30 protein-coding genes are annotated in these 25,442 nt (G+C 66.3%); 10 read left to right on the forward strand and 20 right to left on the reverse strand.

Annotated elements, in window-relative coordinates:
* Positions 1-243: 243 nt before the first annotated feature.
* Positions 244-1,254 (forward strand): DUF4105 domain-containing protein, encoded by a 1,011-nt coding sequence (locus QZH66_RS02335; RefSeq protein ID WP_305804339.1) that lies wholly within the window; start codon positions 244-246, stop codon positions 1,252-1,254.
* Entirely contained in the window at positions 1,251-3,209 is a 1,959-nt protein-coding gene (locus QZH66_RS02340) for an alpha/beta hydrolase (RefSeq protein ID WP_305804340.1), read from the forward strand. Before QZH66_RS02335 ends, QZH66_RS02340 begins: the two co-directional genes overlap by 4 nt.
* Before the next feature lie 172 nt (positions 3,210-3,381).
* Here QZH66_RS02340 and QZH66_RS02345 read toward each other — a convergent pair whose 3' ends face one another.
* The 3 genes from QZH66_RS02345 to QZH66_RS02355 are packed head-to-tail and all read right to left on the reverse strand — an operon-like array spanning position 3,382 to position 5,406.
* Entirely contained in the window at positions 3,382-3,846 is a 465-nt protein-coding gene (locus QZH66_RS02345; protein ID WP_305804341.1) for a DUF4426 domain-containing protein, read from the reverse strand.
* A 7-nt stretch (positions 3,847-3,853) separates the two neighbouring features.
* Positions 3,854-4,699 carry a pyrroline-5-carboxylate reductase gene (proC, locus tag QZH66_RS02350; protein WP_305804342.1) on the reverse strand — a complete coding sequence of 282 codons (846 nt, stop codon included), beginning with the start codon at positions 4,697-4,699 and terminating at the stop codon, positions 3,854-3,856.
* 35 nt (positions 4,700-4,734) lie between these two features.
* Entirely contained in the window at positions 4,735-5,406 is a 672-nt protein-coding gene (locus QZH66_RS02355) for a YggS family pyridoxal phosphate-dependent enzyme (protein WP_305804343.1), read from the reverse strand.
* Between the two features lie 83 nt (positions 5,407-5,489).
* Between QZH66_RS02355 and QZH66_RS02360 the strand changes: the two genes are divergently transcribed.
* Together QZH66_RS02360 and QZH66_RS02365 are read left to right on the forward strand one after the other, a co-directional pair.
* Positions 5,490-6,527, forward strand: coding sequence for a type IV pilus twitching motility protein PilT (locus tag QZH66_RS02360; RefSeq protein ID WP_305804344.1), 1,038 nt, complete (start codon positions 5,490-5,492; stop codon positions 6,525-6,527).
* A 102-nt stretch (positions 6,528-6,629) separates the two neighbouring features.
* Entirely contained in the window at positions 6,630-7,760 is a 1,131-nt protein-coding gene (locus QZH66_RS02365) for a PilT/PilU family type 4a pilus ATPase (RefSeq protein ID WP_305804345.1), read from the forward strand.
* A 352-nt stretch (positions 7,761-8,112) separates the two neighbouring features.
* On the opposite strand, the gene QZH66_RS02370 is transcribed toward QZH66_RS02365, so the two are convergent.
* Positions 8,113-8,655 carry a DNA-3-methyladenine glycosylase I gene (locus tag QZH66_RS02370; protein ID WP_305804346.1) on the reverse strand — a complete coding sequence of 181 codons (543 nt, stop codon included), beginning with the start codon at positions 8,653-8,655 and terminating at the stop codon, positions 8,113-8,115.
* A 93-nt stretch (positions 8,656-8,748) separates the two neighbouring features.
* Here QZH66_RS02370 and QZH66_RS02375 point away from each other — a divergent pair, with 93 nt between their 5' ends.
* The 3 genes from QZH66_RS02375 to QZH66_RS02385 are packed head-to-tail and all read left to right on the forward strand — an operon-like array spanning position 8,749 to position 10,747.
* A complete protein-coding gene (locus tag QZH66_RS02375; RefSeq protein WP_305804347.1) occupies positions 8,749-9,315 on the forward strand; it encodes a YqgE/AlgH family protein in 567 nt (188 codons plus the stop codon).
* Positions 9,308-9,775, forward strand: coding sequence for a Holliday junction resolvase RuvX (ruvX, locus tag QZH66_RS02380; protein ID WP_305804348.1), 468 nt, complete (start codon positions 9,308-9,310; stop codon positions 9,773-9,775). Before QZH66_RS02375 ends, ruvX begins: the two co-directional genes overlap by 8 nt.
* A gap of 21 nt (positions 9,776-9,796) precedes the next feature.
* Positions 9,797-10,747 carry an aspartate carbamoyltransferase catalytic subunit gene (locus tag QZH66_RS02385; protein ID WP_305804349.1) on the forward strand — a complete coding sequence of 317 codons (951 nt, stop codon included), beginning with the start codon at positions 9,797-9,799 and terminating at the stop codon, positions 10,745-10,747.
* Positions 10,748-10,795: 48 nt separating this feature from the next.
* Here the strand turns inward: QZH66_RS02385 and QZH66_RS02390 are convergent, their stop codons facing one another.
* From QZH66_RS02390 to QZH66_RS02465, 16 genes are all read right to left on the reverse strand, one after another.
* Positions 10,796-11,533, reverse strand: a complete 738-nt coding sequence (locus tag QZH66_RS02390; RefSeq protein WP_305804350.1) for a hypothetical protein — start codon at positions 11,531-11,533, stop codon at positions 10,796-10,798.
* A gap of 82 nt (positions 11,534-11,615) precedes the next feature.
* Positions 11,616-11,882 carry a hypothetical protein gene (locus tag QZH66_RS02395; protein WP_305804351.1) on the reverse strand — a complete coding sequence of 89 codons (267 nt, stop codon included), beginning with the start codon at positions 11,880-11,882 and terminating at the stop codon, positions 11,616-11,618.
* Positions 11,883-11,888: 6 nt separating this feature from the next.
* Positions 11,889-13,250, reverse strand: a complete 1,362-nt coding sequence (mgtE, locus tag QZH66_RS02400) for a magnesium transporter (protein ID WP_305804352.1) — start codon at positions 13,248-13,250, stop codon at positions 11,889-11,891.
* 131 nt (positions 13,251-13,381) lie between these two features.
* The gene (gene ptsP / locus QZH66_RS02405; RefSeq protein ID WP_305804353.1) at positions 13,382-15,103 is read right to left on the reverse strand and encodes a phosphoenolpyruvate--protein phosphotransferase; all 1,722 of its coding nucleotides are present in this window, start codon (positions 15,101-15,103) and stop codon (positions 13,382-13,384) included.
* Positions 15,104-15,161: 58 nt separating this feature from the next.
* On the reverse strand, positions 15,162-15,431 hold the full coding sequence (locus QZH66_RS02410) for an HPr family phosphocarrier protein (RefSeq protein ID WP_305804354.1): 270 nt from the start codon (positions 15,429-15,431) through the stop codon (positions 15,162-15,164).
* Positions 15,424-15,816 (reverse strand): PTS fructose IIA subunit family protein, encoded by a 393-nt coding sequence (locus QZH66_RS02415; protein ID WP_305804355.1) that lies wholly within the window; start codon positions 15,814-15,816, stop codon positions 15,424-15,426. Before QZH66_RS02415 ends, QZH66_RS02410 begins: the two co-directional genes overlap by 8 nt.
* Positions 15,817-15,880: 64 nt before the next feature.
* The gene (gene rapZ / locus QZH66_RS02420; protein ID WP_305804356.1) at positions 15,881-16,759 is read right to left on the reverse strand and encodes an RNase adapter RapZ; all 879 of its coding nucleotides are present in this window, start codon (positions 16,757-16,759) and stop codon (positions 15,881-15,883) included.
* Positions 16,756-17,706, reverse strand: coding sequence for an HPr(Ser) kinase/phosphatase (hprK, locus tag QZH66_RS02425; RefSeq protein WP_305804357.1), 951 nt, complete (start codon positions 17,704-17,706; stop codon positions 16,756-16,758). Before hprK ends, rapZ begins: the two co-directional genes overlap by 4 nt.
* The gene (locus tag QZH66_RS02430) at positions 17,703-18,155 is read right to left on the reverse strand and encodes a PTS sugar transporter subunit IIA (RefSeq protein ID WP_305804358.1); all 453 of its coding nucleotides are present in this window, start codon (positions 18,153-18,155) and stop codon (positions 17,703-17,705) included. Before QZH66_RS02430 ends, hprK begins: the two co-directional genes overlap by 4 nt.
* A 21-nt stretch (positions 18,156-18,176) precedes the next feature.
* The gene (gene raiA / locus QZH66_RS02435; RefSeq protein ID WP_305804359.1) at positions 18,177-18,497 is read right to left on the reverse strand and encodes a ribosome-associated translation inhibitor RaiA; all 321 of its coding nucleotides are present in this window, start codon (positions 18,495-18,497) and stop codon (positions 18,177-18,179) included.
* A gap of 52 nt (positions 18,498-18,549) precedes the next feature.
* Positions 18,550-19,983: an RNA polymerase factor sigma-54 gene (locus QZH66_RS02440; RefSeq protein ID WP_305804360.1), complete on the reverse strand. Its 1,434-nt coding sequence runs from the start codon at positions 19,981-19,983 to the stop codon at positions 18,550-18,552.
* A gap of 42 nt (positions 19,984-20,025) precedes the next feature.
* The gene (gene lptB / locus QZH66_RS02445) at positions 20,026-20,745 is read right to left on the reverse strand and encodes an LPS export ABC transporter ATP-binding protein (RefSeq protein ID WP_305804361.1); all 720 of its coding nucleotides are present in this window, start codon (positions 20,743-20,745) and stop codon (positions 20,026-20,028) included.
* Positions 20,745-21,275 carry a lipopolysaccharide transport periplasmic protein LptA gene (gene lptA / locus QZH66_RS02450; RefSeq protein WP_305804362.1) on the reverse strand — a complete coding sequence of 177 codons (531 nt, stop codon included), beginning with the start codon at positions 21,273-21,275 and terminating at the stop codon, positions 20,745-20,747. The genes lptB and lptA overlap by 1 nt, the downstream gene beginning before the upstream one ends.
* Positions 21,253-21,819, reverse strand: a complete 567-nt coding sequence (lptC, locus tag QZH66_RS02455; protein WP_305804363.1) for an LPS export ABC transporter periplasmic protein LptC — start codon at positions 21,817-21,819, stop codon at positions 21,253-21,255. The genes lptA and lptC overlap by 23 nt, the downstream gene beginning before the upstream one ends.
* Complete coding sequence (locus QZH66_RS02460; protein WP_305804364.1) at positions 21,816-22,364, reverse strand: HAD hydrolase family protein; 549 nt, start codon at positions 22,362-22,364, stop codon at positions 21,816-21,818. Before QZH66_RS02460 ends, lptC begins: the two co-directional genes overlap by 4 nt.
* A gap of 61 nt (positions 22,365-22,425) precedes the next feature.
* The gene (locus QZH66_RS02465) at positions 22,426-23,427 is read right to left on the reverse strand and encodes a KpsF/GutQ family sugar-phosphate isomerase (RefSeq protein WP_305804365.1); all 1,002 of its coding nucleotides are present in this window, start codon (positions 23,425-23,427) and stop codon (positions 22,426-22,428) included.
* A 52-nt stretch (positions 23,428-23,479) separates the two neighbouring features.
* Between QZH66_RS02465 and QZH66_RS02470 the strand changes: the two genes are divergently transcribed.
* The 3 genes from QZH66_RS02470 to QZH66_RS02480 are packed head-to-tail and all read left to right on the forward strand — an operon-like array spanning position 23,480 to position 25,333.
* Positions 23,480-23,710 (forward strand): BolA/IbaG family iron-sulfur metabolism protein, encoded by a 231-nt coding sequence (locus QZH66_RS02470; protein WP_305804366.1) that lies wholly within the window; start codon positions 23,480-23,482, stop codon positions 23,708-23,710.
* A 46-nt stretch (positions 23,711-23,756) separates the two neighbouring features.
* Positions 23,757-25,028, forward strand: coding sequence for a UDP-N-acetylglucosamine 1-carboxyvinyltransferase (gene murA, locus QZH66_RS02475; RefSeq protein ID WP_305804367.1), 1,272 nt, complete (start codon positions 23,757-23,759; stop codon positions 25,026-25,028).
* Positions 25,025-25,333, forward strand: coding sequence for an EF-hand domain-containing protein (locus QZH66_RS02480; protein WP_305804368.1), 309 nt, complete (start codon positions 25,025-25,027; stop codon positions 25,331-25,333). Before murA ends, QZH66_RS02480 begins: the two co-directional genes overlap by 4 nt.
* Positions 25,334-25,442 lie beyond the last annotated feature (109 nt).

A 25,442-nucleotide genomic window follows, 5' to 3' on the forward strand; every position in this document is an offset into this window, starting at 1 on the left:
GGCCGCGAGCCGGTTTTTTTGTGCCTGCCATGAACACGCTGGCGATGCGGGCGGCAGGGTATCTTTCCGGGGGATGCGCTGCCGGCGCACCGGTTCGGGGAAAGAAGGGATGGGATTGGTGCAGCGCGCATATCTGCCGATCACGGGTCACCTCGCCGCGGGGAGGACTTGCCGCCGCGCCCGCGCGGCCGGTGGGAGCGGTTGATCTTGGGGCGCAGGGTGCAGCTGTCCTGGCGCGGTGTCTTGCGTACAAGCGCGCGCGTTGCGTGGGTGCTGGCTTGTGCGCTGGTCGCGCTGTGGGGTGGGTTCGCACTGTGGTTCCAGATTCCGGCCGGCGTGGCGCTGCGCAGCGGGATGATCGGCATATGGGTCCTGGCGGGCGTGCTTGCGATGCGGGCTGGCTGGACACCGTCGCGGCACTGGCGCAGCGTGCTGCTGTTCGCCGGTATGTTCGGATTGATGTTGGGCTGGTGGTCCACGATCACGCCGTCGCAGGACCGCGCATGGGCCGATGATGTGGCGCAACCGTTGCGCGCCGCGGTGCATGGGCAGCGGCTGGTGGTGGAAAACGTGCGTGATTTCACCTGGCGCACCGAAAGCGATTACGACATCCGCTGGCAGCGCCGCGAATACGATCTGGCCCAGCTGCAGTCGGCCGACCTGATCCTTTCCTACTGGATGGGGCCGGCGATTGCACATACGCTGGTGTCATTCGGTTTCGCCGATGGCCGCCAGCTGGTGTTCTCGCTGGAGATCCGCAAGCAACGCGGCGAGTCATTCTCGGCCCTGGGCGGTTTTTTCCGCAAATTTGAAACGGTGCTGGTAGCCGCCGATGAGCGCGACATCGTCCGCGTGCGCAGCAATGTGCGCGGCGAGGACGTGTATCTGTACCGGATCCATGGCCTGTCACAACCTGACCTGCAGGAACTGCTGCGCGCCTATGTAAGCGAGGGCGACGCCCTGCTGCGCGCGCCGCGGTTCTACAACACGCTGACCAGCAATTGCACCACGGTCGCATTCGAGCTGATGCGCCGGATCGCGCCCGGCCTGCCGCTGGATTACCGGCTGTTGCTGTCCGGCTATCTGGACCGCTACGCCTTCGATATGGGCGGGTTGACGCCCGGCACTGATTTCCAGCGGCTGCGTGAGCGCGGGCGCATTACCGGGCGTGCGTTGCAGGCCGGTGACAGCGCCGATTTTTCCCGCCGCATCCGCCAGGACATTCCCGGTATCCCAAAAGGAAGTACGCAATGACGCCGACGTCGCACCCCCGCGGGTACCGCCTGGTTCTGGCGCCGATGATGGCGATGGCACTGCTGCTGGGCAGCGGGTGCGCCATGGTCAAGATGAAGACGGTGGCGCCGACCGACTACGTCACCCTCAAACGCGGTGACGTGCTCGATGGTGGCCGGCTCAGCGCCTCCGCGCAGGAAATGCTCAGTGTCATCGGCCTCACCGAGAGCCAGTGCGGCAAGGATCTGCCCGCCTGCCGCGAAGCGGTGCAGCAGACCGATGGCCTGCATGCCGAGCAGCGGTTGGCCACGTTGTCCGAGCTGTGGGTGAAAGAGGCATTGGCATTGACCCCCAAGCCGAAGGCCGCCGGCATGGCGCCATTGCCGGAAGGCGCGTTGGAGGCGTGGCTGGAAGCGGCGCGCTATGCCTATGCCTACCTGTTTTTCAGTGGCCGTAGCCCGGCCGAGCGCGCGTTCGAGGACCGGCAGACGCAGGTGCGCGACTACTACAACTACGCCGCCGAGCAGAGCGCGGCGGTGGTGTTCCAGCGCGGTCGCGAGCGTGCCCTCGGTGGCGAGGACTACAACGGGCCGCTGCACGCCGAGCACTGGACGCTGGCCAGCCGTTTCGACGCGCTGCATCTGACCAGCATCCCGCGGCAGCTGGTGTCGGCCTCGTCAGTGAGTTTCGCCGGCCTGCGCAGCACCTACCGGCGCGATGGATTCGGCGCTGAACTGGTGCTGGTGATGGAACCGGCGCCGTTGGCGCTGCCGATGGACGGCGGTGCCGCGGCATTGCCCGATACCCCCGTGTTCAGTGAAATGCCGGCGATCAATGTCACCGCGCTGTTGCGGTTCGACGGTGCGACGCTGGACGAGGTGCTGGCCACCCGCAACATCACCATCGAAGCCTATGCCCCGGAAACCACCGACAGCGTGGAATTGCAGGGGCAGAAGGTGCCGTTGGCGGCCAATTTCACCGCGGCCTATGGCCTGTGGCTTGCGCAATCGGGCTTTGCCACCGAATCGCTGCGCACGCTGTTCGGGCGCGGTGCGGGCATCCGTGAACCGCATATCTACCTGATGCAGCCCTACGATCCCAGCCGCCGCATCATCTTCATGCTGCACGGGCTGGCCAGCAGTCCGGAAGCCTGGGTCAACCTGGCCAACGAAATCATGGGCGATGCGGAAATGCGCGAACATTTCCAGGTGTGGTCGGTGTATTACCCGACCAACGCGCCGCTGGCGTTGAACCGTTACACCATCAGCAACGCGTTGAACCGGACGCTGCACCATTTCGATGAAACGGGGCGGCAGCCGGCGTCGAAAAACATGGTGCTCATCGGCCACAGCATGGGCGGCGTGCTGGCGCGGCTGATGCTCAGCGATCCGGCCGAAGTGCTGTGGAACGACCTGCTGCAGCGCTATGAATTGCGCGGCCCGCGCCTGCAGCGGGTGCAGGCCAAGCTGGGCCCGCTGCTGCATTACCAGCCGCAGCCGAACGTGGAGCGGGTGATTTTTCTGGCCTCCCCGCATCGCGGTACCGACATTGCCGGCAATCGGCTGGGACGCATGATCGGCAAGCTGGTGCGCTTGCCGCTGACCATCCTGGGCAAGTTCGAAGACGTCTTCCTGGCCTTGCAGAGTCCGCCGGGGACGGAACAGAAGGCGGAGAAGCCGCGCATCCCCAACAGCATCGACAACCTCAAGTCGAATGATCCGTTTGTGCAGGCCGCTGCCGATCTGCCGCTGGCGCCGGGGTTGAAGTACCACTCGATCATCGCCCAGCGCAAACCCGGGGTGCCGCTGCAGCTGTCCGATGACGGGCTGGTGCCGTACTGGAGTGCGCATCTGGACCAGGCGCTGTCGGAGAAGGTGATCCTTTCCGGGCACAGCGTGCAGGAGACCCCGCAAGCGGTGCTGGAAGTGCGGCGGATTCTGCGCGAGGACCTGCGCGAGCTGGGCGCTGGACAGTAACCGCGGCGCTGGATGCATTCCCCAGAGCGCAGCAGGAAAGACCACCAACCGGCGTGTGCCGTACACGACCACTGTGCTTCGAAGACAGGTGAATCGCTGTTGCCGCGCTTCCAGAGCGAGCCGCATCCAACACGGTTTGACCTGGCTGGTCGTCCGGCCGCTGCAGCCGGTTTCAGAAATTCCGCTCGAATTCCACGATGCCGTTGCCGGCGGAAGTCTGCAGTTTCAACTGGAAGCGCACGCTGTCGTGGACGCCGGTGCGTACCGTGCCGACCTGATCGACGTAGGCGCCGGTGGTCACCGGGCGCAGCGTGATCGTCTGCCGGCGGCCGGAGAGGTCGGTGGCCGTGGCACTTATTTCGCCGCCCAGCGGCAGTTCCTCGCCTTGCTGCACCTCGCGCAGGGCGACCACCAGCAACGCCTGGCCGGCATCGCGGTTGACGCCATAGCGGCGGGCGACGGCCGCGTTCATCGCCAGCGTCGGCAGGGCGTTGTAGCGCACCCGCAGGTGGCCGAAATCGGCATGGGTGGGCGTGGGCGCAAGCAGCTGCGCCGGCTGCGGTGCATCGCCGGCGGAGCAGCCGGGCAGCCATAGCAGCGGCAAAGTGCACAGCAACAGCCAGGGGGCAAGGCGCATGTGGACCTCAGTCGTTGGCGGCGGAGAGTTCCCGTCCGCGCCGGGTGGCGGCGGCAATGGCGCGCGCGGTCAATGCTTCGAATCCGCCGGCCTGGAAGGTCTCGATCGCGGCCTGGGTGGTGCCGCCCGGCGAAGTGACGCGCCGGCGCAGGACGGCCGGGGCTTCGCCAGCCTCGGTCAGCATGCGCGCCGCACCCAGCACCGTGTCCAGTACCAGGGTACGGGCGGCGTCGGCGGGCAGCCCCTGTTCCAGTGCCGCCGCCTCCATCGCTTCGGCCAGCAGGAACACATAGGCCGGGCCGCTGCCGGACACCGCGGTGACCGCATCCATGCGCGGCTCGTCCTCGATCCAGACCGTGCGCCCGGCGCTGGCCAGCACGCCATCGGCCTGCGCGCGCTGTGACGCGCGTACGCGCGCATTGGCGAACATTCCGGTCACGCCGGCGCCGAGCAACGCCGGCGTATTGGGCATCGCCCGCACGATGCTCTGGCCGCCGCCCAGCCAGCGGTCGAGCTGGCTGGCGGTGATGCCGGCCGCGATCGAAAGCACCAGCGGCGGCTGCGACTGCGCCAACGCGGCCAGCGAGGCGCAGACCTCGCGCATCACCTGCGGTTTCACCGCCATGATCCAGATCGCCGCATGGCGGGCCGCCCCGGCGGCATCGGCGGCGGTAGTCACGCCGAAATCGGTCTGCAGCGCCTCACGCAGCGCCGGCACCGGCTCGGCCACATGGATCCGGCGGGCCTCCATGCCCCGGCGGATCAGTCCGGCGATCAGGCTGCGGGCCATATTGCCGCCGCCGATGAAGGCCAGGGTGCTGGACAGCAGGGCGTCGCGGGTGGGATCGGTCATCGTCATCTCGTCAAAACGGGCTGATGGGCGGTGGATCAAGGGGACGGGCGCTGTCCGAACAGGGCGGTACCCACCCGGACCATGGTGGCACCTTCGGCGATGGCCAGCGCGAAGTCGTCGCTCATGCCCATCGACAGCGTGTCCACCGCCGGGTGCCGCGTTGCCAGTTCATCGAACAGGGCGCGCATGCCGGCAAACGCCGCGCGCCGCCGCCCGGCTTCGGGATGCGGCGCCGGAATCGCCATCAGCCCGCGCAGCCGCAACTGCGGCGCGGCCGCAATCGCCAGGGCCAGGGCCTCGATCTGGTGCGGAAGGCAGCCGTGCTTGCTGTCCTCGTCATCGATATTGACCTGGATCAGCACGTTCAGCGGCCCCCGCGCTGCGGGGCGATACCGGGCCAGCGCGGCCACCAGTTTGACCCGGTCCACGCTCTGCACCCAGTCGAACAGCTGCGCGGCCAGCTCGGCCTTGTTGGATTGCAGATGGCCGATCAGGTGCCACTCCAGTCCGCGATCGGCCAGGGCGGCGATCTTGCCGGCCGCCTCCTGCACGTAGTTTTCCCCAAAAGCGGCCTGCCCCTGGTCGGCCAGCGCCGCGATCGCCGTGGCCGGACGGGTCTTGGAAACCGCCAGCAGGCGGACCGGCGGGCGGCCGTGCGCGGCCTCGGCGATGGCGTGCTGGATCAGGGCGAGCGGGGCGGTCTGCAAGCAAGCAACCTCTTACGGCGGAGCGCTATACTGCCGCCCAAGGGGAAAACCTTCCAGTCGCAGCCCAGGGGAAATGCAGCGTTATGGATATCGCTGAACTATTGGCATTCTCGGTCAAGAACCGTGCATCGGACCTGCATCTTTCCGCAGGCCTGCCACCGATGATCCGTGTCGACGGCGATGTCCGTCGCATCAATATTCCCGCACTTGATCACAAACAGGTGCACGCGCTGGTGTACGACATCATGTCGGACAAACAGCGGCGCGATTATGAAGAGTTCCTCGAAGTCGATTTCTCGTTCGAGATTCCTTCGCTGGCACGCTTCCGTGTCAACGCCTTCAACCAGAACCGCGGCGCCGGTGCGGTGTTCCGTACCATTCCCTCCGAGGTGCTGACGCTGGAAGACCTCGGCTGCCCGCCGATCTTCCGCGAGCTGATCCAGCAGAAGCAGGGGCTGATCCTGGTGACCGGGCCGACCGGCTCGGGCAAGTCGACCACGCTTGCCGGCATGATCGACTACATCAACAAGAGCGAATACGGCCACATCCTCACCGTCGAGGATCCGATCGAATTCGTGCACACCTCGCAGAAGTGCCTGATCAACCAGCGCGAAGTGCACCGTGACACCCACGGGTTCAACGAAGCGCTGCGCTCGGCCTTGCGTGAAGATCCGGACATCATCCTGGTCGGCGAACTGCGTGATCTGGAAACCATCCGGCTGGCGCTGACCGCCGCGGAAACCGGCCACCTGGTATTCGGCACCTTGCATACCAGTTCGGCCGCCAAGACCATCGACCGCATCATCGACGTGTTCCCGGCGGGCGAAAAGCCGATGGTGCGCTCGATGCTGTCCGAGTCGCTGCGCGCGGTGATCTCGCAGGCGCTGCTGAAGAAAGTCGGCGGCGGGCGTACCGCGGCGTGGGAAATCATGGTCGGCACCCCGGCCATCCGCAACCTGATCCGCGAGGACAAGGTGGCGCAGATGTATTCGGCGATCCAGACCGGTCAGCAGAACGGCATGATGACCCTGGACCAGCACCTGCAGGATCTGGTCAAGCGCAGCCTGATTACCCGCAACCAGGCCAAGGACTACGCCAAGGACAAGCGCCTGTTCGAATAGCCGGGACGATGTGCGCGGCATGCCCGCCATGGCGCGCACCTCCCGCAGGTCTTTTCCTCGCCGCAAGCGTATTTTGTGCATCGCCCATTCCGGAGCACTGTCATGAGCACCATCGACTTCACCTCGTTCCTCAAGCTGATGGCGCACCAGAAGGCGTCGGATCTGTTCATCACCTCGGGCATGCCGCCTTCCATGAAGGTGAACGGCAAGATTTCGCCGATCACGCAGTCGCCGCTGACCAGCCAGCAGAGCCGCGACATGGTGCTGAACGTGATGACGCCGTCGCAGCGCGAGGAGTTCGAAAAAACCCACGAGTGCAATTTCGCCATCGGCGTTGCCGGCGTCGGCCGTTTCCGCGTCAGCTGTTTCTACCAGCGTAACCAGGTGGGCATGGTGCTGCGCCGGATCGAGACCCGCATTCCGACGGTGGAAGAGCTGAGCCTGCCGCCGGTGATCAAGACCCTGGCGATGACCAAGCGCGGCATCATCCTGTTCGTGGGCGCCACCGGCACCGGCAAGTCGACCTCGCTGGCGGCGATGATCGGCTACCGCAACCAGAATTCGACCGGCCACATCATCACCATCGAAGACCCGATCGAGTTCGTGCACAAGCACGAGGGCTGCATCATCACCCAGCGCGAAGTCGGCATCGATACCGACAGCTGGGACAACGCGCTGAAGAACACCCTGCGCCAGGCGCCGGATGTGATCATGATTGGCGAGGTGCGCACCCGCGAGAGCATGGACCACGCCATCGCGTTTGCCGAAACCGGCCACCTGGTGCTGTGTACCCTGCACGCCAACAACGCCAACCAGGCGATGGACCGCATCATCAACTTCTTCCCCGAAGACCGCCGCAACCAGTTGCTGATGGATCTGTCGCTCAACCTCAAGGGCGTGGTCGCGCAGCAGCTGATCCCCACCCCGGACGGCAAGGCGCGCAAGGTGGCGATGGAGATCATGCTGGGCACGCCACTGGTACAGGACTACATCCGCGACGGCGAGATCCACAAGCTCAAGGAAGTGATGAAGGAATCGGTGCAGCTGGGCATGAAGACCTTCGACCAGAGCCTGTTCGAGCTGTACCAGGCCGGCGAGATCAGCTATGAGGACGCGCTGCGTTACGCCGACTCGCAGAACGAGGTGCGCCTGCGCATCAAGCTCTCGCAGGGCGGCGATGCCAAAACCCTGGCACAGGGTATGGATGGCGTGGAGATAGCCGAGGTCCGTTGACCGCGCGCCGCGCTGAGTGGCACCTGTCAAAGCCCGGTCCCTGACCGGGCTTTTGCATGGGCCGGCACCCATGCGGTTCCCGGCATTGCCGCGGCAGGAGCGACATGCGTCGCGAAACGCGTTGAAAGAGCAGCGCGACGGATGGACCCCAGGCAGCAGGCGTTGCTGCAGGAGCATTCCCCGGCATTGTGGGCATCCTGCGTTCGGGACCGGGCGCGTGCGGTTCAAAGGGGGCGGTGACGACGCCGGGTGGGGCGGCGTGTCCGCGCCGTCCGGCCGGCTGCTCCGGGAAAGTGTGGGTGTTTTCCGCGGCTGTTCCGCGATCCAATGCGGAAGGAATATCTGCCGGACCTCAGTCCTGGCGGCGCCGCCAGGCCGGCCCGGAGGCTTCGATCCGGGCCAGCACCGGACAGCCTGGCTGGTGGGCACCGGGCAGGTAGCCCAGGCTCATCAGGAATTCGCCGGTGATCTCGCCGCCGGTGAAGTGGAACGTCTTCTTGAACAGCTTCACCCAATCGGGTTTTTCGCGCGGATGGTGGCTGTCCAGCCAGGCGGCAAAGCCGCCATGGGAGGCGCGCATGGCCGCGATCACACCGGCATTGTGGATGGCGGCATGCACCTTGAGCCGGTTGCGGATGATGCCGGCGTCGGCCAGCAGGCGCGCCACGTCGGCCTCGCCATAGGCGGCCACGGTATCGACATCGAATCCGTCGTAGGCGCGGCGCAAATCCTCCCGCTTCTTCAGGATCGTCTCCCAGCTCAATCCGGCCTGGTTGATTTCCAGCAGCAGCCGTTCAAACAGTTCACGCTCGCCGCGTTGGGGAAAGCCGTACTCGGTGGCGTGATAGTGCGCATGCACCGGGTGGCCTGGAGCGATATCACAGTAGCTGGGCATGGGCGGCATTGTTCCGTTGGCACAGGGCGTTTGCCCGGCGCCGATTATCGCGCCGGGGCGGCCTTCCGCGCGCGCAGGCGATAGAATGGCGGCATGTCCGCGCTGTCGCTCCCTCTCGCCAACCATCTGCTGGTCGCACTGCCGACGCTGGCCGGGTCCAGCTTCGCCCGCAGCGTGGCATTGATCTGCCGGCATGACGAGGGCGGGACGATGGGAGTGGTGATCAACCAGCCCTCCGAATACACCCTGGGCGAGGTGTTGTCGCAGATGGACATCCATACCGACGACGCCGTGCTGCGCGCCCGTCCGGTGCTCAGCGGCGGCCCGGTGCATCCCGAGCGCGGATTCGTGATCCATGACGACGCGCGACCGTGGGATTCCAGCCTGGAAGTGGGCGGTGGGCTGTACCTGACGACTTCGCGCGACATCCTCGAGGCGATGGCGCATGGACAGGGGCCGCGCAATGCGCTGGTCGCGCTGGGCTGTGCCGGCTGGGACGGCGGCCAACTGGAACAGGAATTGGCCGACAACAGCTGGCTGACCGTGCCGGCCGACGCGGCGTTGCTGTTCGAGCTGCCGCTGGAAAGCCGCTGGCAAAGTGCGGCGGCGCGGATCGGCGTGGACCTGTTCCGTCTGACCGGATACAGCGGCAATGCCTGATCCGGTGGCGCTTTCGCCCGACAGTACCGTGCTCGGTTTCGATGTCGGTTCGCGCCGCATCGGCGTGGCCATCGGCAGTCCGTTCGGGGTCAGTGCGCGCGCGCTTGCGGTGATCGATGTGCATGGCAATGGACCGGACTGGGCGGCGCTGGATCGCCTGCACAAGGAATGGCGTCCGCAGGGCATGGTGGTCGGTGACCCGTTGACGCTGGAAGGCGAGGACCAGCCCAACCGCAAGCGCGCCCATGCCTTTGCCCGCCAGCTGCAGCAGCGCTACAAGGTGCCGGTGGTGCTGGTGGACGAGCGCTCCAGCTCGGTCGAGGCCGCCCGCCGCTTTGCTGTCGAGCGTGCCGAAGGCCGCAAGCGTCGCCGCGATGCGGCCAACCTGGATGCGGTGGCCGCTGCGGTCATCATCGAACGCTGGTTGTCGGCGCCGGGCGATGCCACCCCTGTTTCCTGACTCCTGCCAAGACCTGCCGCCATGACCGTCTCGCAATTCGATTCCCAGGGCCGCCTGCGCCACCTACTGACACTGGATGGGATGCCCCGTGACACCTTGCTGCAGCTGCTCGACCGCGCCGGCCAGATCCGCGATGCCGCCATCGGCCGGGTCGGCAACAAGCGCCATGTGCTGGCCGGTACCGCGATCTGCACGCTGTTCTTCGAGCCTTCCACCCGCACCCGCAGTTCCTTCCAGCTGGCGGCACAGCGGCTGGGGGCGGACGTGCTGAATTTCGATGCCTCCACCTCGTCCACGCGCAAAGGCGAAACCGCCGGCGATACGCTGCGCAACCTGGAAGCGATGGGCGTGCGCGGGTTCGTCGTACGCCATCCCGATGACGGCGCCGTGGCCGAGCTGGCCGCGGCCGCCGGGGAAGGCACCGCGCTGATCAATGCCGGCGATGGGCGCAACGCGCATCCCACCCAGGGGCTGCTGGACATGCTGACCCTGCGCCAGGCCAAGGGTCCGGATTTCTCCAGGTTGAAGGTGCTGCTCGTCGGCGATGTCAAACACTCGCGTGTGGCCCGCAGCGATCTGCAGGCGCTGCGCACGCTGGGGGTGGGCGAGATCCGTGTCTGCGGGCCGCAATCGTTGCTGCCGGAGGACGCGATCCTCGATGGCTGTGTGGTCGGCCAGGACTTCGACGCCATGCTCGAAGGCGCTGACGCATTGATGCTGCTGCGGCTGCAGCGTGAGCGTATGGAAGAGGGGCTGGTGCCCTCGCTGGAGCAGTACCACCGCCAATACGGCCTCACCAGCGAACGCCTCAAGCGCGCCGGCGCCAATGCCGCGGTACTGCATCCGGGCCCGATCAACCGCGGCGTGGAAGTCACCGACGAGGTTGCCGATGGCGCGCAGTCCTGGGTGCTGTGCCAGGTCGCCAACGGCGTTGCCGTGCGCATGGCGGTGCTGGAAACGCTGCTGGGGTGATGTCCGCGGGCGGTGGGACTGGCATTTCCAGCCCTGCGGGATGAGGGGTCAGTCGGCAGCTTCGGCGCGTTGTTGCAGCTGCACGATATAGCGCAGCTCGTTCCTGGCCGTGGCGCTTTCCGGGTCCAGCACTTGCGAGGCTTCATAGGCCGCGCGCGCGGCGGCCAGATCGCCGAGTTCGATCAGGGCGAAACCGGTTCCGCGCAGGGCCATGGCTTCCATATGCGCCGCTTCGGGATGGCGCCGCGCCAGCGCCAGGGCCTGCTGATAGGCCTGCAGCGAACCCTTCCAGTCCTTGCGCCGGGTCAGCGCCGCGCCGCGCTCACACAGCGGCTCGGCCTCGTAGGGAGCCACGGCGATGGCCTGGTCCAGCCACGCCAGCGCGCTGTCGATCCGGTTCCGTTCGATATCGATGTAGCCCAGGCGGGTATAGGCGCTGCTGCAGGCATGGTCCAGCCATTCGGTGGGATGGCCGCCGCCGGCTTCCTCCATATAGAGCAGATACTGGCGTTGGCTGCGGAAGCTGAAGGTGCGGCGGCCGGTGACCGCGCGGTAGGCATCACAGCTGCGCGCGGCTTGGCGCAGGGCCGGGAGAGCTTCTTCGTGGCGGCCGGCCATGCTGGCCGCCACGGCGTTCTGCACCGGGGCCCGCAACGCGATCCCCAGGCCGGGCTCGGCCGCTGCGCTGACCAGCGGGGTGCTGCTCAGATAGGAGGGGCCGGTTTCGCGTTGCGCGGCGGCCAGGGCGGGTACACCGAGCACCAGCGCGAAAAACAATGTCCGCATCGCCAGCCGACCTGTGCAGGGAGTCTGCGGCCGACCATAGCGGCAGTTCCGGCGCCCGGCCAGTGCCAGGCCCGGCGCGCATTCAATCCGGGCGCGGTGCCGCGGCGAGGATCGCCAGTTGCTCCAGCGCTTCGGCGTGTCCCTGTGCGGCCGCGTCCTTGAGCTGCTGCAGGCTGGGGTGCAGCACGATCAGCAGCGGGTGCTCGCAGCCCGGGCAGCTGTATTCGGTCTGCTCGTCATGCAGTTCCATTTCCATCTGCCGCGAGCTGCCATGCCATTCACAGGCGGGGCAGGTGTGCGGGTGTTCGCGCCAGCCGGGCTGGTAGTAGTTTTCGACGGTGAAGGTCATATCGGCTCAGTGCAGCAGGACCAGCGTGGCCAGTCCCAGGAAGGTGAAAAAGCCCATCGAGTCGGTCATCGCGGTCAGGAAGATGCCGCTGGACAGCGCCGGATCGAAGCCATAGCGCTTGAGTGTCAGCGGCACCAGCACGCCGGCCGAAGCGGCCAGCAGCAGGTTCAGCGTCAGCGCGATGCCGATCACCGCGGACAGGCCGGGGCTGTGGAACCATGCCAGCACGATCAGCCCCAGCACGGTGCCGAGCAGCAGCCCGTTGAGCAGGGCCACGCGCAGTTCTTTCCACAGCAGGGTGCGGGCATTGGAGGCGCCGACCTGGCCCAGTGCCAGGCCCCGCACCATCAGCGCCAGCACCTGGGTGCCGGCATTGCCACCGAGCCCGGCGACGATCGGCATCAATACCGCCAACGCCACCAGTTTGTCGATGGTGCCTTCGAAATGGCCGACCACGCTGGAGGCCAGGAAGGCGGTGCACAGGTTGATCGACAGCCACAGCAGGCGGCGGCGCATCGCGCGCCAGACCGGGCTGAACAGGTCTTCGTCCTCGTCCAGACCTGCCGCACCCAGGGCCTGGTGTTCGGCCTGGGCGCGGATGATGTCGACCACGTCATCGATGGTGATGCGCCCGATCAGGACGTTGTTGTCATCCACCACCGGCGCCGAGACCCAGTCATGGTCGGAGAACTGGCGCGCCACCTCATCGGAGTTCTCGCCGACATCAATGGCCGGTTGTTCGTCGTCGATCAGCCGGTTGATCGGGGTGTGGTCTGCATGCGTCACCAGCGCCGCCAGCGATACCCGGCCCAGATAGCGGTGGCGGCGGCTGACCACGAACAGGTGATCGGTATGGTCGGGCAGCTCCCCGCGCAGGCGCAGGTAGCGCAGCACCACATCGACATTGACGTCGGCCCGTACCGTGACCACGTCCGGATTCATCAGGCGCCCGGCACTGTCCTCCGGGTACGAGAGCACCTGTTCCAGCCGTTCGCGGTTCTCGCGATCCATCGACTTGAGCACTTCGTCGATGACGGTGTCGGGCAGGTCTTCGACCAGATCGGCCAGATCGTCGATGTCGAGGTCTTCGACCGCGGCGATGATCTCGTCCGCATCCATGTCGGCCAGCAGGCTCTCGCGCACTTCCTCGCCGACGTGGACCAGCACCTCGCCATCGTCTTCCGGGTCGACCAGCCCCCACACCACTTCGCGCTTGCCCGGCGGCAGGGATTCGAGCAGGTTGCCGATTTCCGCCGGTGCCAGCGTATTGACCAGGCGGCGTACCGGCCCGAGCCGGCCACTATCAAGCGCATCGGAAAGCAGTCGCAGCTGTCGAGCAGTCTTGTCGTGGCGTACGGCTTCGGCCATGCACAGCTCCCCGGGAAAAATAATGGCCGCACCCCCGACCAGGATGCGGCAACAGAAGTGGTCAACCCGTCATTATCACGCGGGCGGCGCGGCGATGCACCGTATTTGTGCCGGGATCGCGGCAGCGGTCGCTACGGCCTGGCCGCTTCGGCGATCCAGCGCTCGATGCTGCGGCGGTCGCGGGCCTGCAGCAATTTGCGGCCGGATTCGCGCAGCCGCGCCAGATCGCAATCGCGGATCGTGCGCCGCACTTCCAGCAGCGTCGCCGGATGCAGGCTGAACTCGGTCAGTCCCAGCCCCAGCAGCATCGGGGTCAAACGTGGATCGCCGGCGATTTCCCCGCACACCGCCACCTTCTTGCCATGCGCCAGGCCGGTGTGGATCACCTGCGACAGCAGCCGCAGCACCGCCGGATGCAGCGGCGAATACAGTTCGCCCACCGCTTCGTTGTTGCGGTCGGCGGCAAGCAGGTACTGCACCAGGTCGTTGGTGCCGATGGACAGGAAATCCACCAGGTCGATGAAGCTCTCCAGCGCGATGGCCGCTGCGGGAACCTCGATCATCGCGCCAATCGGCAGGTGTTCGGCGATTTCATGGCCTTCGGCGCGCAACTGCACGGCCAGCCGGGCCAGCCGGCGGCGTACTGCCAGAATCTCCTCGCGCGCGCTGACCATCGGAATCAGCAGCCGCACCGGGCCATAACCGGAGGCGCGCAGGATCGCCCGCAGCTGGGTGTCGGCCACCTTGGGCCGGGCCAGCGACAACCGCACTCCGCGCAGGCCCAGTGCCGGGTTCTCCTCGCTGCTCAGGGTCAGCCCGGTGCGATCGGCCTTGTCGGCGCCCAGGTCGAGCGTGCGGATCGTGACCGGGCGTCCGCTCATGCCCAGCGCGGTGTCGCGGTAGATGCGGAACTGCTCTTCTTCGTCCGGCAACTCGTTGCGCTGCAGGAACAGGAATTCGGTACGGTACAGCCCCAGCCCGTGCGCACCCATGGCATGCGCCTGGGCCACGTCCTCCTGCGATTCGGCATTGGCCAGCAGGGTGATGTCGACCCCGTCCAGGGTGCGTGTCGGCTTGCTGCGCAGGCGACCCAGCTCGCGCTGTTCGCGGGCCAGCTCGCGCAGCCGTGCGCGATAGTTGCGCAGGTCGGCCGGGGCCGGATCGACGATGACGATGCCGGATCCGCCGTCGACGATCAGCACATCGCCGTCGCTGATCTTCTGCCAGACCCCGGCCGCGCCCACCACCAGCGGCAGGTGCAGGCTGCGGGCGAGAATGGCGCTGTGGGAAAGCGCGCTGCCGGCACTGGTGACAATGCCGACCACGCCTTGGGATTGCAGCTGGGCCAGTTCGGACGGGGCGATGTTGTCGCAGACCAGGATTTCCCCGGCCATTCCCTTCACATCCGGCGGGCGCGTATGCAGGAATGCATGGATGCGGCCGATGACGTGGTCCAGGTCGTCCATGCGGCTTTTCAGGTAGGCGTCTTCCATATCGTTGAAGACGTTGGCGAGCTTGTCGCGTTGCACCCGCAGTGCGTACCCGGCGCTGTAACGCTGGGTGCGGATCAGCTCATCCAGCCCGAACAGCAGTTCGGGGTCATCCAGCAGCAGCGCATGCAGGTCGAGAAATTCGCCGACATCGTGCGGCAGGGCGCCTTGCAGGCGCTGCCGCAGTTCATGCATTTCACCGCGGGCAGCGTCCACCGCGCGATGCAGGCGCTGCAGCTCGGCATCGACCTTGGTGGCCGGCACCCGCTTTTCGGCCACTTCCAGCGTATGCGGCAGGCGCACCCGGGCACGGCCAAGGGCACTGCCGCGTGAGGCGCCATGGCCGGAGAATCGCGCCACCATCAGGTGTTTCCGCCGGGTCGGGCGAAACGGCGACGCGAGGGCGGCGCGGGGGCCACGATCAGTTGTCCTCGTCGAAGCGCCGTTCGAACAGGCCGCTTACCGCCTCGAGCGCGGTGACCTCGTCTTCACCTTCCACCCGCACGGTGACCGGTGTGCCCTGGCCAGCGGCCAGCAGCATCACTCCCATGATGCTCTTGGCGTTCACTTCCCGGCCCTTGGCCACGAGCGTGGCATTGCAGCGGTAGCTGGACAGCAGCTGCACCAGCTTGGCGGTGGCGCGGGCATGCAGGCCCAAGCGGTTGGATATGGTCAGTTCACGTTCAAGCATCGTCGACAATCGCTCCATTGCGGGTGCCTGCGGCGGCTGTCGCAGGCAGTTGGTCCAGTCCCTGTTCCGGATAGTTCATCACCCGCAGCAACATCGGCAAGCTCAAGGCTGAAACCCGCCGCACCGGTGTGCCCAGGCGGGCCAGGGCGCCGGCCAGATTGCTGGGGCTGGCGCCATACAGGTCGGTCAGGATCATCACGCCTTCGCCACTGTCCACACGGCGCAATGCCGCCGAGGCCAGAGGCAGCAGTACCTCCAGATCGGCGTCGAACGGCACCTCGAAGGCTTCGGTTTTCAGCGGCAGTTGCCGCAATAGCCGGGTGGCCACACTCAACAGCGAGGGGCCGATACCGGGATGGGTCACGAGAAGAATACCGCAGGTCATCACTGAACGTTAACAGGTCGGACGGCGTCCGCGATAGCGTCGAAAACAGGTTCTGGTGCGCGTTTCAATCCTGTTCGCGGTGGAACGTCGCCACATCCGGCCAGCCCTGTTCGCGGGCGTGGCGCGCAAGCCGTTCGGCCAGGTAGACCGAGCGATGCTTGCCGCCGGTGCAGCCGAAGGCGACGGTGACATAGCTGCGGGTGTCATTGCCCAGTTTTGGCAGCCAGGTGTCGAGAAAATCAATCAGTTGGGCGACATACCGGATGACTTCCGGCTGTGTCTCCAGATATTCACGTACGCCGCGGTCGCGACCGGACAGCGAGCGCAGTTCCGGGTCCCAGTGCGGGTTGGGCAGCACCCGCGCGTCGAAGACGAAATCGGCCTCGGCCGGTACCCCGCGCTTGTAGGCGAAGGACTCGAACAACAGTGACAGATTGCTGTCCTGGCTCAGCGCGAATTCGGTGACGACCCGGCGCCGCAGCTGGTGGACATTGAGATTGCTGGTGTCGATCACCGCGTGGGCTTCGCGACGCAGCGGAGCGGTCAACTCGCGTTCGCGGGCGATCGCCTCGGGCAGCGACAACCCGAGGTGGCTCAGCGGATGGCGGCGGCGGGTGTCGGCATAGCGTTTGAGCAGGGTTTCATCGTCGGCCTCGAAGAACAGCAGCCGTGCCTCGATGCCGTACTCCTGGGCCGCGCGTCGCCAGCGCGACAGCTGGCTCAGGTCGCTGCGGCCGCGCACGTCGATGCCGACAGCCAGCCGTTGCGGGGCGGCGCCATCGGGTTCGCCGAGCACGCTGCGCACGAATTCCGGCAGCAGGTTGATCGGCAGGTTGTCCGAGCAGTAGTAGTCCAGATCCTCGAACGTCTTCAGCGCGACCGACTTTCCAGAGCCGGACAGGCCGCTGACGATGATCAGGGTCGAAGGGGCGCTCTGGTTCATGGACTGCGTTGCTCCAACAGGTTGCTGTGGCGGGCGATGAACATCGCCGCCGGATCGATGCCCTTGGTGCGCAGGATATGCAGGCGGGTGGCCGCTTCGGTCAGTACGGCCAGGTTGCGGCCCGGCATCACCGGCAGGGTGATCAGCGGCACGTCCAGATCCAGCACATGGCGCTTGCCCGAGTCCCCGGTCAGGCGTTCGTAACCATAGGCCGTCGGTTCGGTCATCGGCTTGGTCAGGTGCACGATCAGGCGCAGGTATTTGTTCTTCTTGACCGCGGTGTCGCCAAACATCTGGCGCACATTCAATACCCCCAGTCCGCGGACTTCGAGCAGGTCCTGCAGCAGTTCCGGGCAGGTGCCGTCGAGCACGTCGGGGGCGATCTGGGTGAATTCCGGGGCATCGTCGGCGACCAGGCGATGGCCCCGCGACAGCAGTTCCAGCGCCAGTTCGCTTTTACCCGAGCCGGCTTCCCCGGTGATCAGCACGCCGATCGAATAGATCTCGATGAACACGCCGTGCAGCGTGATCCGCGGCGCCAGGGTGCGCGCCAGATGATAGGAAATGTGGTTGAGCAGTTCATGCCCGCGCTTGGGTGAAACCCACAGCGGCGTCTGCGATTCATCCGCGGCGGCGCGCAGGTCTTCCGGGCAGGAATGGTTCTTGGTGATCACCAGCGCCAGCGGCCGCGCCTGCATGATGCGCTCGATGATTTCCCAGCGCTGGCGCGAATCCAGGGAGTCCAGCCACGCCAGCTCCTCGCTGCCCAGGATCTGCACCTTGTTGGGATAGATGGTGTTGAGGTAGCCGGCAAGGGAGGGGCGTCGCGAAACGGTGTTGCCCGCTTCCAGCTCGCGCAAACCGCCGTTCTGCCCTGCCGCCCAGCGCAGCTCGAGGCGTTCACGCTGCTGCTCGAACAGTTCACGTGCAGTGATGCGGGTGTTCATGCGGCACCGTGGCTGGGCGGGGAATCGAGGATCTGCTTGAGCGTGCCCGGGTCGTGCGTCGCGCGCAGGGCGGCGCGTACCCCGGCATCGGAAAACAGCTCGGCCAGCTCGGACAGCAGCATCAGGTGCTGATGGGTGTAATGCGCAGGCACGGCCATGGCGAAGACCAGATCCACCGGCTCGCTGCCGCCGAAATCCACCGGCTGCAGCAGGCGCAGCAAGGCCCCGCGGGGGCGGTCCAGCCGGGTGGCCCGGCCATGGGGAATGGCGATGCCATGGCCGATGGCGGTACTGCCCAGCCGTTCGCGCTGGCACAGGCTGTCGAAGATGCTGGTGGCGTTGGCCTGGGGGCAGGCCAGCAACAAGGCGGCGGCCTGCAGGGTGCTGTCACGATCAGCGGCCGTGAGCACTTGCGTATTCACGGCCGCCATCAGGTCGGTCAGGGGCATGTCTGGGTCTGGCGGTGGCGTCTATTCGCCGCCATTGTCGCGCAGAGCATGCGATGCGTGGGCAAGATGCTTTTCCTTGTGCTTGATCACGAGGCGGTCCAGTTTGTCGGCCAGCAGGTCGATGGCGGCATACATCGTCGGGGCGCTGGCATCGGCATGCAGGGTGCGGCCGGGAACATTCAACGTGGCAACGACGAGGTGATCCGGCTTGCGAACCGACAGCTGGGTGCGGATTTCGCAGTGCTGGTCGAAGTGCCTCCCCAGTCGCTGGAGTTTGCTCTCCACGTACTCTTTCAGGGCAGGGGTGACTTCAATCTGCTGGCCGTACGTCTCGATGCGCATCATATTCCTCCTCTGATTAGGCGGCTATGAGCATTTCTACAGTCGCGTGCGTTCAGATGATGCGTACACGCTCGTGCGACGCGGAAATGTTCATGGCTTCACGATACTTCGCCACGGTGCGGCGCGCCACCGGTATTCCGGTGGTTTTGAGCATCTCGGCCAGCTTGGCGTCAGAAAGCGGCTTGCGCGGGTTTTCGGCGTCGATCAGGCGCCGGATCATCGACTGGATCGCGGTGCTGGAGGCTTCGCCGCCGCCGTCGGTATCGATGCCCGAGGCGAAGAACGCGCGCAGCGGCAGCGTGCCGCGCGGGGTGCGCACGTATTTGCGCGAGATGGCGCGGGAAATGGTGGATTCATGCAGGCCCAGTTCGCTGGCGATCTCGCGCAGGGTCAGTGGCCGCAACGCCTGTTCACCGAATTCCAGGAAGCCGGCCTGCTGCTGCAACAGGCAGTTGACCACGCGCAACAGGGTCTCGCCGCGCGCCTCCAGGCTCTTCAGCAGCCAGCGCGCCTCCTGCAGCTGCGCGCGCATGTAGCTGGCGTCACTGTCGCCACAGCTGCGGATCATCTGCTCGTAGCCGCGGTGGATCACCACCTTGGGGCCGGCATGGCCGGCCAGTGCCGCGCGCCAGACGCCGCGCTGGCGCCAGACCACGCAATCGGGCACCACATAGGTATCCGAGGACAGTTCTCCCAGTTGCTTGCCCGGGCGCGGGTCCAGCGAGCGCAGCAGCTGGATGGCCTGTTCCACCTCGCAGTGGCTGCGTTTGAGCTCCTGGGCGACACCGGCGATGCCGGCCCGTGGCAGTTTTTCCAGCGGGCCATCGGCAATCTGCCGGGCCAGGTCCAGCCCGGCGGTGTCGGCCGGCAGCACATCCAGTTGCAGGTTCAGGCATTCCCCCAGCGAGCGGGCGCCGACGCCGGTCGGATCGAAGCGCTGGATCTGGTGCAGCACGGTGAGAATTTCCTCTTCGTCTGCGGTCACTTCCGGGCGCAGCGTCTGGGCAATGGCCGAAAGCGGTTCGCGCAGATAGCCGTCGTCATCAAGGGCGTCGATCAGCGCCACGCCGATGTGCCGGTCCTGGGGTGACAGCGGCGACAGGTGCAGCTGCCAGAGCAGGTGGTCGGCCAGTGTTTCCGGCTCGGCCACGCGCTCGGCGGCGCTGTCATTGTCGTCATCGTCAAACGAGCCGCCGCTGCCGCCCCGCCAGTCGGGCTCGTCCGGCGTCCACTCGTCGCTGCGCTGTTCCTGCCCGGCGGAGGCCCCGTCGCTGTTGCTGACGGCGTTGCCATTATCGCTATCGCTGCCGGTGGCCGCCGAGGCTTCCGCGTTCTCCGCCCATTCCAGCAGCGGGTTGGTTTCCACCGCTTCGGCGATTTCCACGTCCAGTTCAGCGCTGGACATCTGCAGCAACTTGATGGCCTGACGCAACTGCGGCGTCATCACCAGGTGTTGCCCCATCGATGTCTGCAACCGTGCTTTCATGCCTGCAACCGTTCTGGAGGGGCGCAGCGGGTCAGCCGCAGGTCAGAGCTTGAAGGAGTCTCCGAGATAGACGCGGCGGACGTCGGTATTGGCCAGCAATTCCTCCGGTGCCCCCTGCGCCAGTACGCTGCCTTCATTGAGGATATACGCGCGGTCGCAGATTCCCAAGGTCTCGCGCACATTGTGGTCGGTGATCAGCACGCCGATGCCCCGCTGCTTGAGGTGCGTCACGATGCGCTGGATCTCGCCGACGGAAATCGGATCGACACCGGCGAACGGTTCATCGAGCAGGATCAGCCGCGGCTTGGCCGCCAGTGCGCGGGCGATTTCGCAGCGACGGCGCTCGCCACCGGACAGGCTCGCACCCAGCTGTTCGGCGACATGGCCGATCTGCAGTTCGTCCAGCAACGAGGAAAGCGCGCGCTCGCGACCGGTGGCGTCCAGGTCGTCACGCAGCTCCAGCACCAGGCGGATGTTGTCGGCCACGGTCAGCTTGCGGAACACCGAGGGCTCCTGCGGCAGGTAGCCGACGCCGAGTTTGGCGCGGTTGTACATCGGATCGGCGGTGATGTCGCGGCCATCAAGCACGATGCGTCCGGCATCGGCCTCCACCAGGCCGACGATCATGTAGAAGCAGGTGGTCTTGCCGGCGCCGTTCGGGCCGAGCAGGCCGACCACCTCGCCGGCATCGAGCGTCAGCCCGAATTCGCGCACGACTTCGCGGTTCTTGTAGCGCTTGCGCAGGCCTTCGGCGACGAGCATTACTTCTTCTCTCCCGGTGCGGCGGCTGCCTTGTTCTTGGGCTGGATCACGGTGCGCACGCGGGTGCCGTCGCCACCGCTCTGCATGTTGCCGCTGCGGGTGTTGTAGACCATGCGTTGGCCGGCGTTGGTGCCGCGTTCGGATTCGACTTTGTAATCGCCGGTAAGGATGATCGTTTCAGTGTGGATGTTGTAATCCATGTTGTTGGCATGGGCATTCATCATCGTGCCATCGTCCATCTGCTGCTTGAGGGCGGCCTGCTTGCCGGTGAGGACGACGCGGTCGATCTCGCCGTTTTTCTGCATGACATCGGCGGTGTCGGCATGGATTTCCAAGGTCCCCTGCACAATGACGACATTGCCGGTGAAGCGGCATTTGCCGTTGTCACCGGCCATGCTGCAATCGCTGGACGTTGCATCGATGGTCATCGGCTGGTTGCGGTCCGACGCCTTGGACCAAGCAAGGCCCGGCAACAGCAGGGCGGCGAGCAGGGCGATGGTCGCGAGCTCAGCGGGCAGCGTTCGGTTCATAGCGGGTCTTGACCTGGGAAAGGAGTGAATACTGCTGGGACTTGAGGTCGGCCTGGAAGCCGACGCCGGTCTGGATGATACCGGGGCGGGTCATCGTCACCGTGTCATCGGTGCGCGCCAGATTCTGCCGGGGGAACACATCCAGCCGCTGGGTACGGAAGGTGGTGGGGGGAATGTTGCCGGTGCTGGGGCTGTCGCCATTGACGTCGCCGCGCAGGCGCATCTCGTCACCCTTGGCGCTGATCCAGCCGGTTTTCGCGCGCAACTGCCAATGCTGGCCGGCAGCATCAGGCAGCAGGAACAACGGCTGGGTCACGCTCATGCTCTCATCGGCGCGACTGCGCTCCATCGCCGGCGCGCGCAGGGTGGTGGCTTCTTTGCCGTCCTCGTCCAGGGCGATGATTTCGAAATTCCCCAGCACGTAATCCGAGCGGCCCTGTTCCATTTCGCTGGCGGCAATGGTCGAACGCTGGCGCCACGCGGACCAGCCGCTGACCAACGCCGCGACCAGCAAGGTGACGCCCAGAAGGCTGCGCCAGTTCATGCTGAAAACCTCGCCAGCACCGCATCCAGTTTGTCCTGCGCCGCCAGCAGCACATCGCACAGTTCGCGCGCCGCCCCCCGGCCACCGTTTGCACGGGTCTGCCAGTGCACGCGGCTGGCGATCAGCGGGTGCGCATCGGCCGGCGCTACCGCCAGCCCCACCTTCGACAGCGGCGCCAGATCAGGCAGGTCGTCACCCATGAAGGCGACCTGGTCCAGGCCAATCCCATGCTGCGCGCACAGCGCCTTCACGTTGGCGAGTTTGTCGCCGACCGCAATCTGGGTGTCGATGCCCAGATCAGCGCCGCGTTGCTGCGCCGACAGGCTGTTGCGCGCGGTGATCAGCACCGGATGGATGCCGTGTTGCTGCAGCAATTTCAGGCCCAGGCCATCGTGCACGTAGAACGCCTTGCTCTCATGGCCGGCGTGGTCGTAGTACAGGCGGCCATCGGTCAACGTACCGTCCACGTCGAAGCACGCCAGCCTGATGGTGCGGGCGCTGGCGAGGAGTTCGGCAGGAAAACCGGCGAGCGGGGAATAAGGCATCAGCGGGAAATGTCCGGGGGAGGGGCGGGGAGCGGGATCACGCAACGGCAGTCTGCCGGCTTTAAACCACTTTGGCGCGCAACAGGTCATGAATATTCAGGGCGCCGACGGCATGGCCGGCGGCATCGACCACGATCAGGCCGTTGATCTTGTGCGTTTCCATCAGGCGTGCGGCTTCCACCGCCAGCTGGTCGGCACCGATGGTGCGCGGCATGCGGGTCATCACGTCGGCGATCCTGGCGGTGCGCACGTCCAGGTCGGTGTCCAGGGCGCGGCGCAGGTCGCCGTCGGTGAACAGGCCGACCAGGCGGTTGTCGTGGTCGACGACGGCGGTCATGCCCAGGCGCTTGCGACTCATCTCCATCAGCGCTTCGCTCAAGCTGGCCTCTTCGTTCACGGCCGGCAGTTCATCGCCGCCATGCATGACATCGGTGATGTGCAGCAACAGGCGCCGGCCGAGGCTGCCGGCCGGATGCGAGCGGGCGAAGTCGTCGGCAGTAAAGCCGCGCGCATCCAGCAGCGCCACCGCCAGGGCATCGCCCATCGCCAGCGAGACGGTGGTACTGGACGTGGGTGCCAGCGCCAGCGGGCAGGCTTCGTGAGCCACGCTCACATCCAGATGCACGTCGGCGGCGCGGGCCAGGCTGGACTGCGGCTTGCCGGTCATGCCGATCAGGCGGTTGCCCTGGCGCTTGAGCACCGGCAGCAGCATCAGCACCTCGTCCGATTCGCCCGAATACGACAACGCCAGCACCACGTCGTCCTCGGTGATCATGCCCAGATCGCCATGCCCGGCCTCGCCGGGATGGACGAAGAAGGCCGGAGTGCCGGTGGAGGCCAGCGTGGCGGCGATCTTGCGCGCGATATGGCCGGACTTGCCCATGCCGGTGGCGACCACGCGCCCGCGCGATTCCAGCACCAGCCGGCAGGCCCGGCTGAAGGCTTCGCCGATGCGTTCGCCGATCGAGCCCAATGCGGCCTGCTCGATCTCGATGACACGACGGCCACTGGCAACCAGGCTGGTATCGGTCACGGCGGCGGTGGACGGGTGCGAAACGGCCATGTGGGTGCCGGTCGGATAGTAGAATGGGGGGCCATTTTATTAGGAAAGCCCGTTGGACGCCGAGACCATCCGAAATCTGATCGAAACCGGCCTGCCCGGTGCCCGCGCCCAGGTGCAAGGTGACGATGGCGTGCACTTCGAGGCGACCGTGGTCTGCGCCGCCTTTGCCGGCAAACTGCCGCTGGCACGCCACCGCATGGTGTATGCGACGCTGGGTGAGCTGATGGGCGGAGCGATCCATGCGCTGGCCCTGAAGACCGTCACGCCCGACGAAACGGCCTGACCGCCGCGTCCCGCCACCACCTTTTTCCTTTTTCGGCCTTTATTCCATGGCAAAAATCATAGTGACCGGCGGCAACGCGCTGAACGGTGAAGTCTTTGTTTCCGGCGCCAAGAACGCGGTGCTGCCGATCCTGTGCGCGACCCTGCTGGCCGACGAACCGGTGGAAATCACCAACGTGCCGCATCTGCACGATGTGATCACCACCGTGAAGCTGCTCGGTGAGCTGGGGGCGAAGGTCACCATCGACCAGGGCTCGCTGTCACGCGGCAGCGCGATCGTGGTCGACCCGCGCACGGTGAACCAGCACGTGGCCCCGTATGAGCTGGTCAAGACCATGCGCGCCTCGATCCTGGTGCTCGGTCCGCTGCTGGCCAAATACGGCGCAGCGGAAGTCTCGCTGCCCGGCGGCTGCGCGATCGGGTCGCGTCCGGTGGACCAGCACATCAAGGGGTTGCAGGCCCTCGGTGCCGAGATCACGGTGGAGAACGGCTTCATCAAGGCGCAGGCCAAGCGCCTGAAGGGCGCCCACTTCACCTTCGACATGGTCAGCGTCACCGGCACTGAGAACGTGCTGATGGCCGCCGTGCTGGCCGAAGGCACCACGGTGCTGGAAAACGCCGCGATGGAGCCGGAGGTGGCCGATCTGGCGCATTGCCTGATCGCGCTCGGGGCGAAGATCGAGGGCCTGGGCACCGCGCGGCTGGTGATCGAAGGCGTGGAGCGCCTGTCCGGTGGCCGTCACGAAGTGCTGCCCGACCGCATCGAGACCGGCACCTTCCTGGTCGCCGCGGCGATGACCGGCGGCAGGGTCACGGTCAAACGCGCGCGGCCGGGCACGATGGACGCGGTGCTGTCCAAACTGGTGGAGGCCGGCGCGCATATCGAGAGCGGCGAAGACAGCATCACCCTGGACATGGGCGGCAAGCGTGCGCGTGCGGTCAACCTGACCACCGCGCCGTACCCGGCATTCCCGACCGACATGCAGGCGCAGTTCATGGCGCTCAACTGCGTGGCCGACGGGGTGGGCGTGATCAACGAGACGATCTTCGAAAACCGCTTCATGCACGTCAACGAACTGCTGCGCCTCGGCGCCGACATCCAGATCGAAGGCCACACGGCGATTGTGCGCGGCGCGGCCCAGCTCAGTGGCGCGCCGGTGATGGCGACCGACCTGCGCGCCTCGGCGAGTCTGATCCTTGCCGGTCTGGTGGCCGAAGGGGATACCACCATCGACCGTATCTACCACCTTGATCGCGGCTACGAGAACATCGAAGAGAAGCTCGGTTCGCTGGGCGCCCTGATCCGGCGCGTCCCGTGATCCTGCGCGGCCGTTTCACCCGCCGCCGCAAGATCCTGCTGGTATTGGTGCTGGTGATACTGGGCTGGCTGGGCTATGGCTGGTACGCCGGCATCGCCATCACCCGCGGCGTGGAAAAGCGCGAGATGGACTGGAATGGCGATGGCCAGGTGAGCCGCAGCGAACTGCTGCAGGCGTTCTATGCGGTGGTGGTGAAGGATACCCGCGAGGGTAACCGGCAGTGCCGCAGCTTCCAGTGGCGGCGCAATGGCGAGCAGTTCCGGGTGGACTGCAAGACCGTGTTCCAGAAGGATGCCGGCCACTGAGGACGCGGGTGCGGCGGTGTGATCGCTGCGCCCCGGGCACGGCGCAGGCAGCGGCCGCCAAGCCAGGATTGGTGCGTAAAAAGCCCGGCGTATGGCCGGGCTTTTCCGT

The sequence above is a fragment of the Stenotrophomonas sp. YIM B06876 genome (assembly GCF_030711595.1).
In the GTDB taxonomy this organism is placed as follows: Bacteria; Pseudomonadota; Gammaproteobacteria; order Xanthomonadales; family Xanthomonadaceae; genus Stenotrophomonas.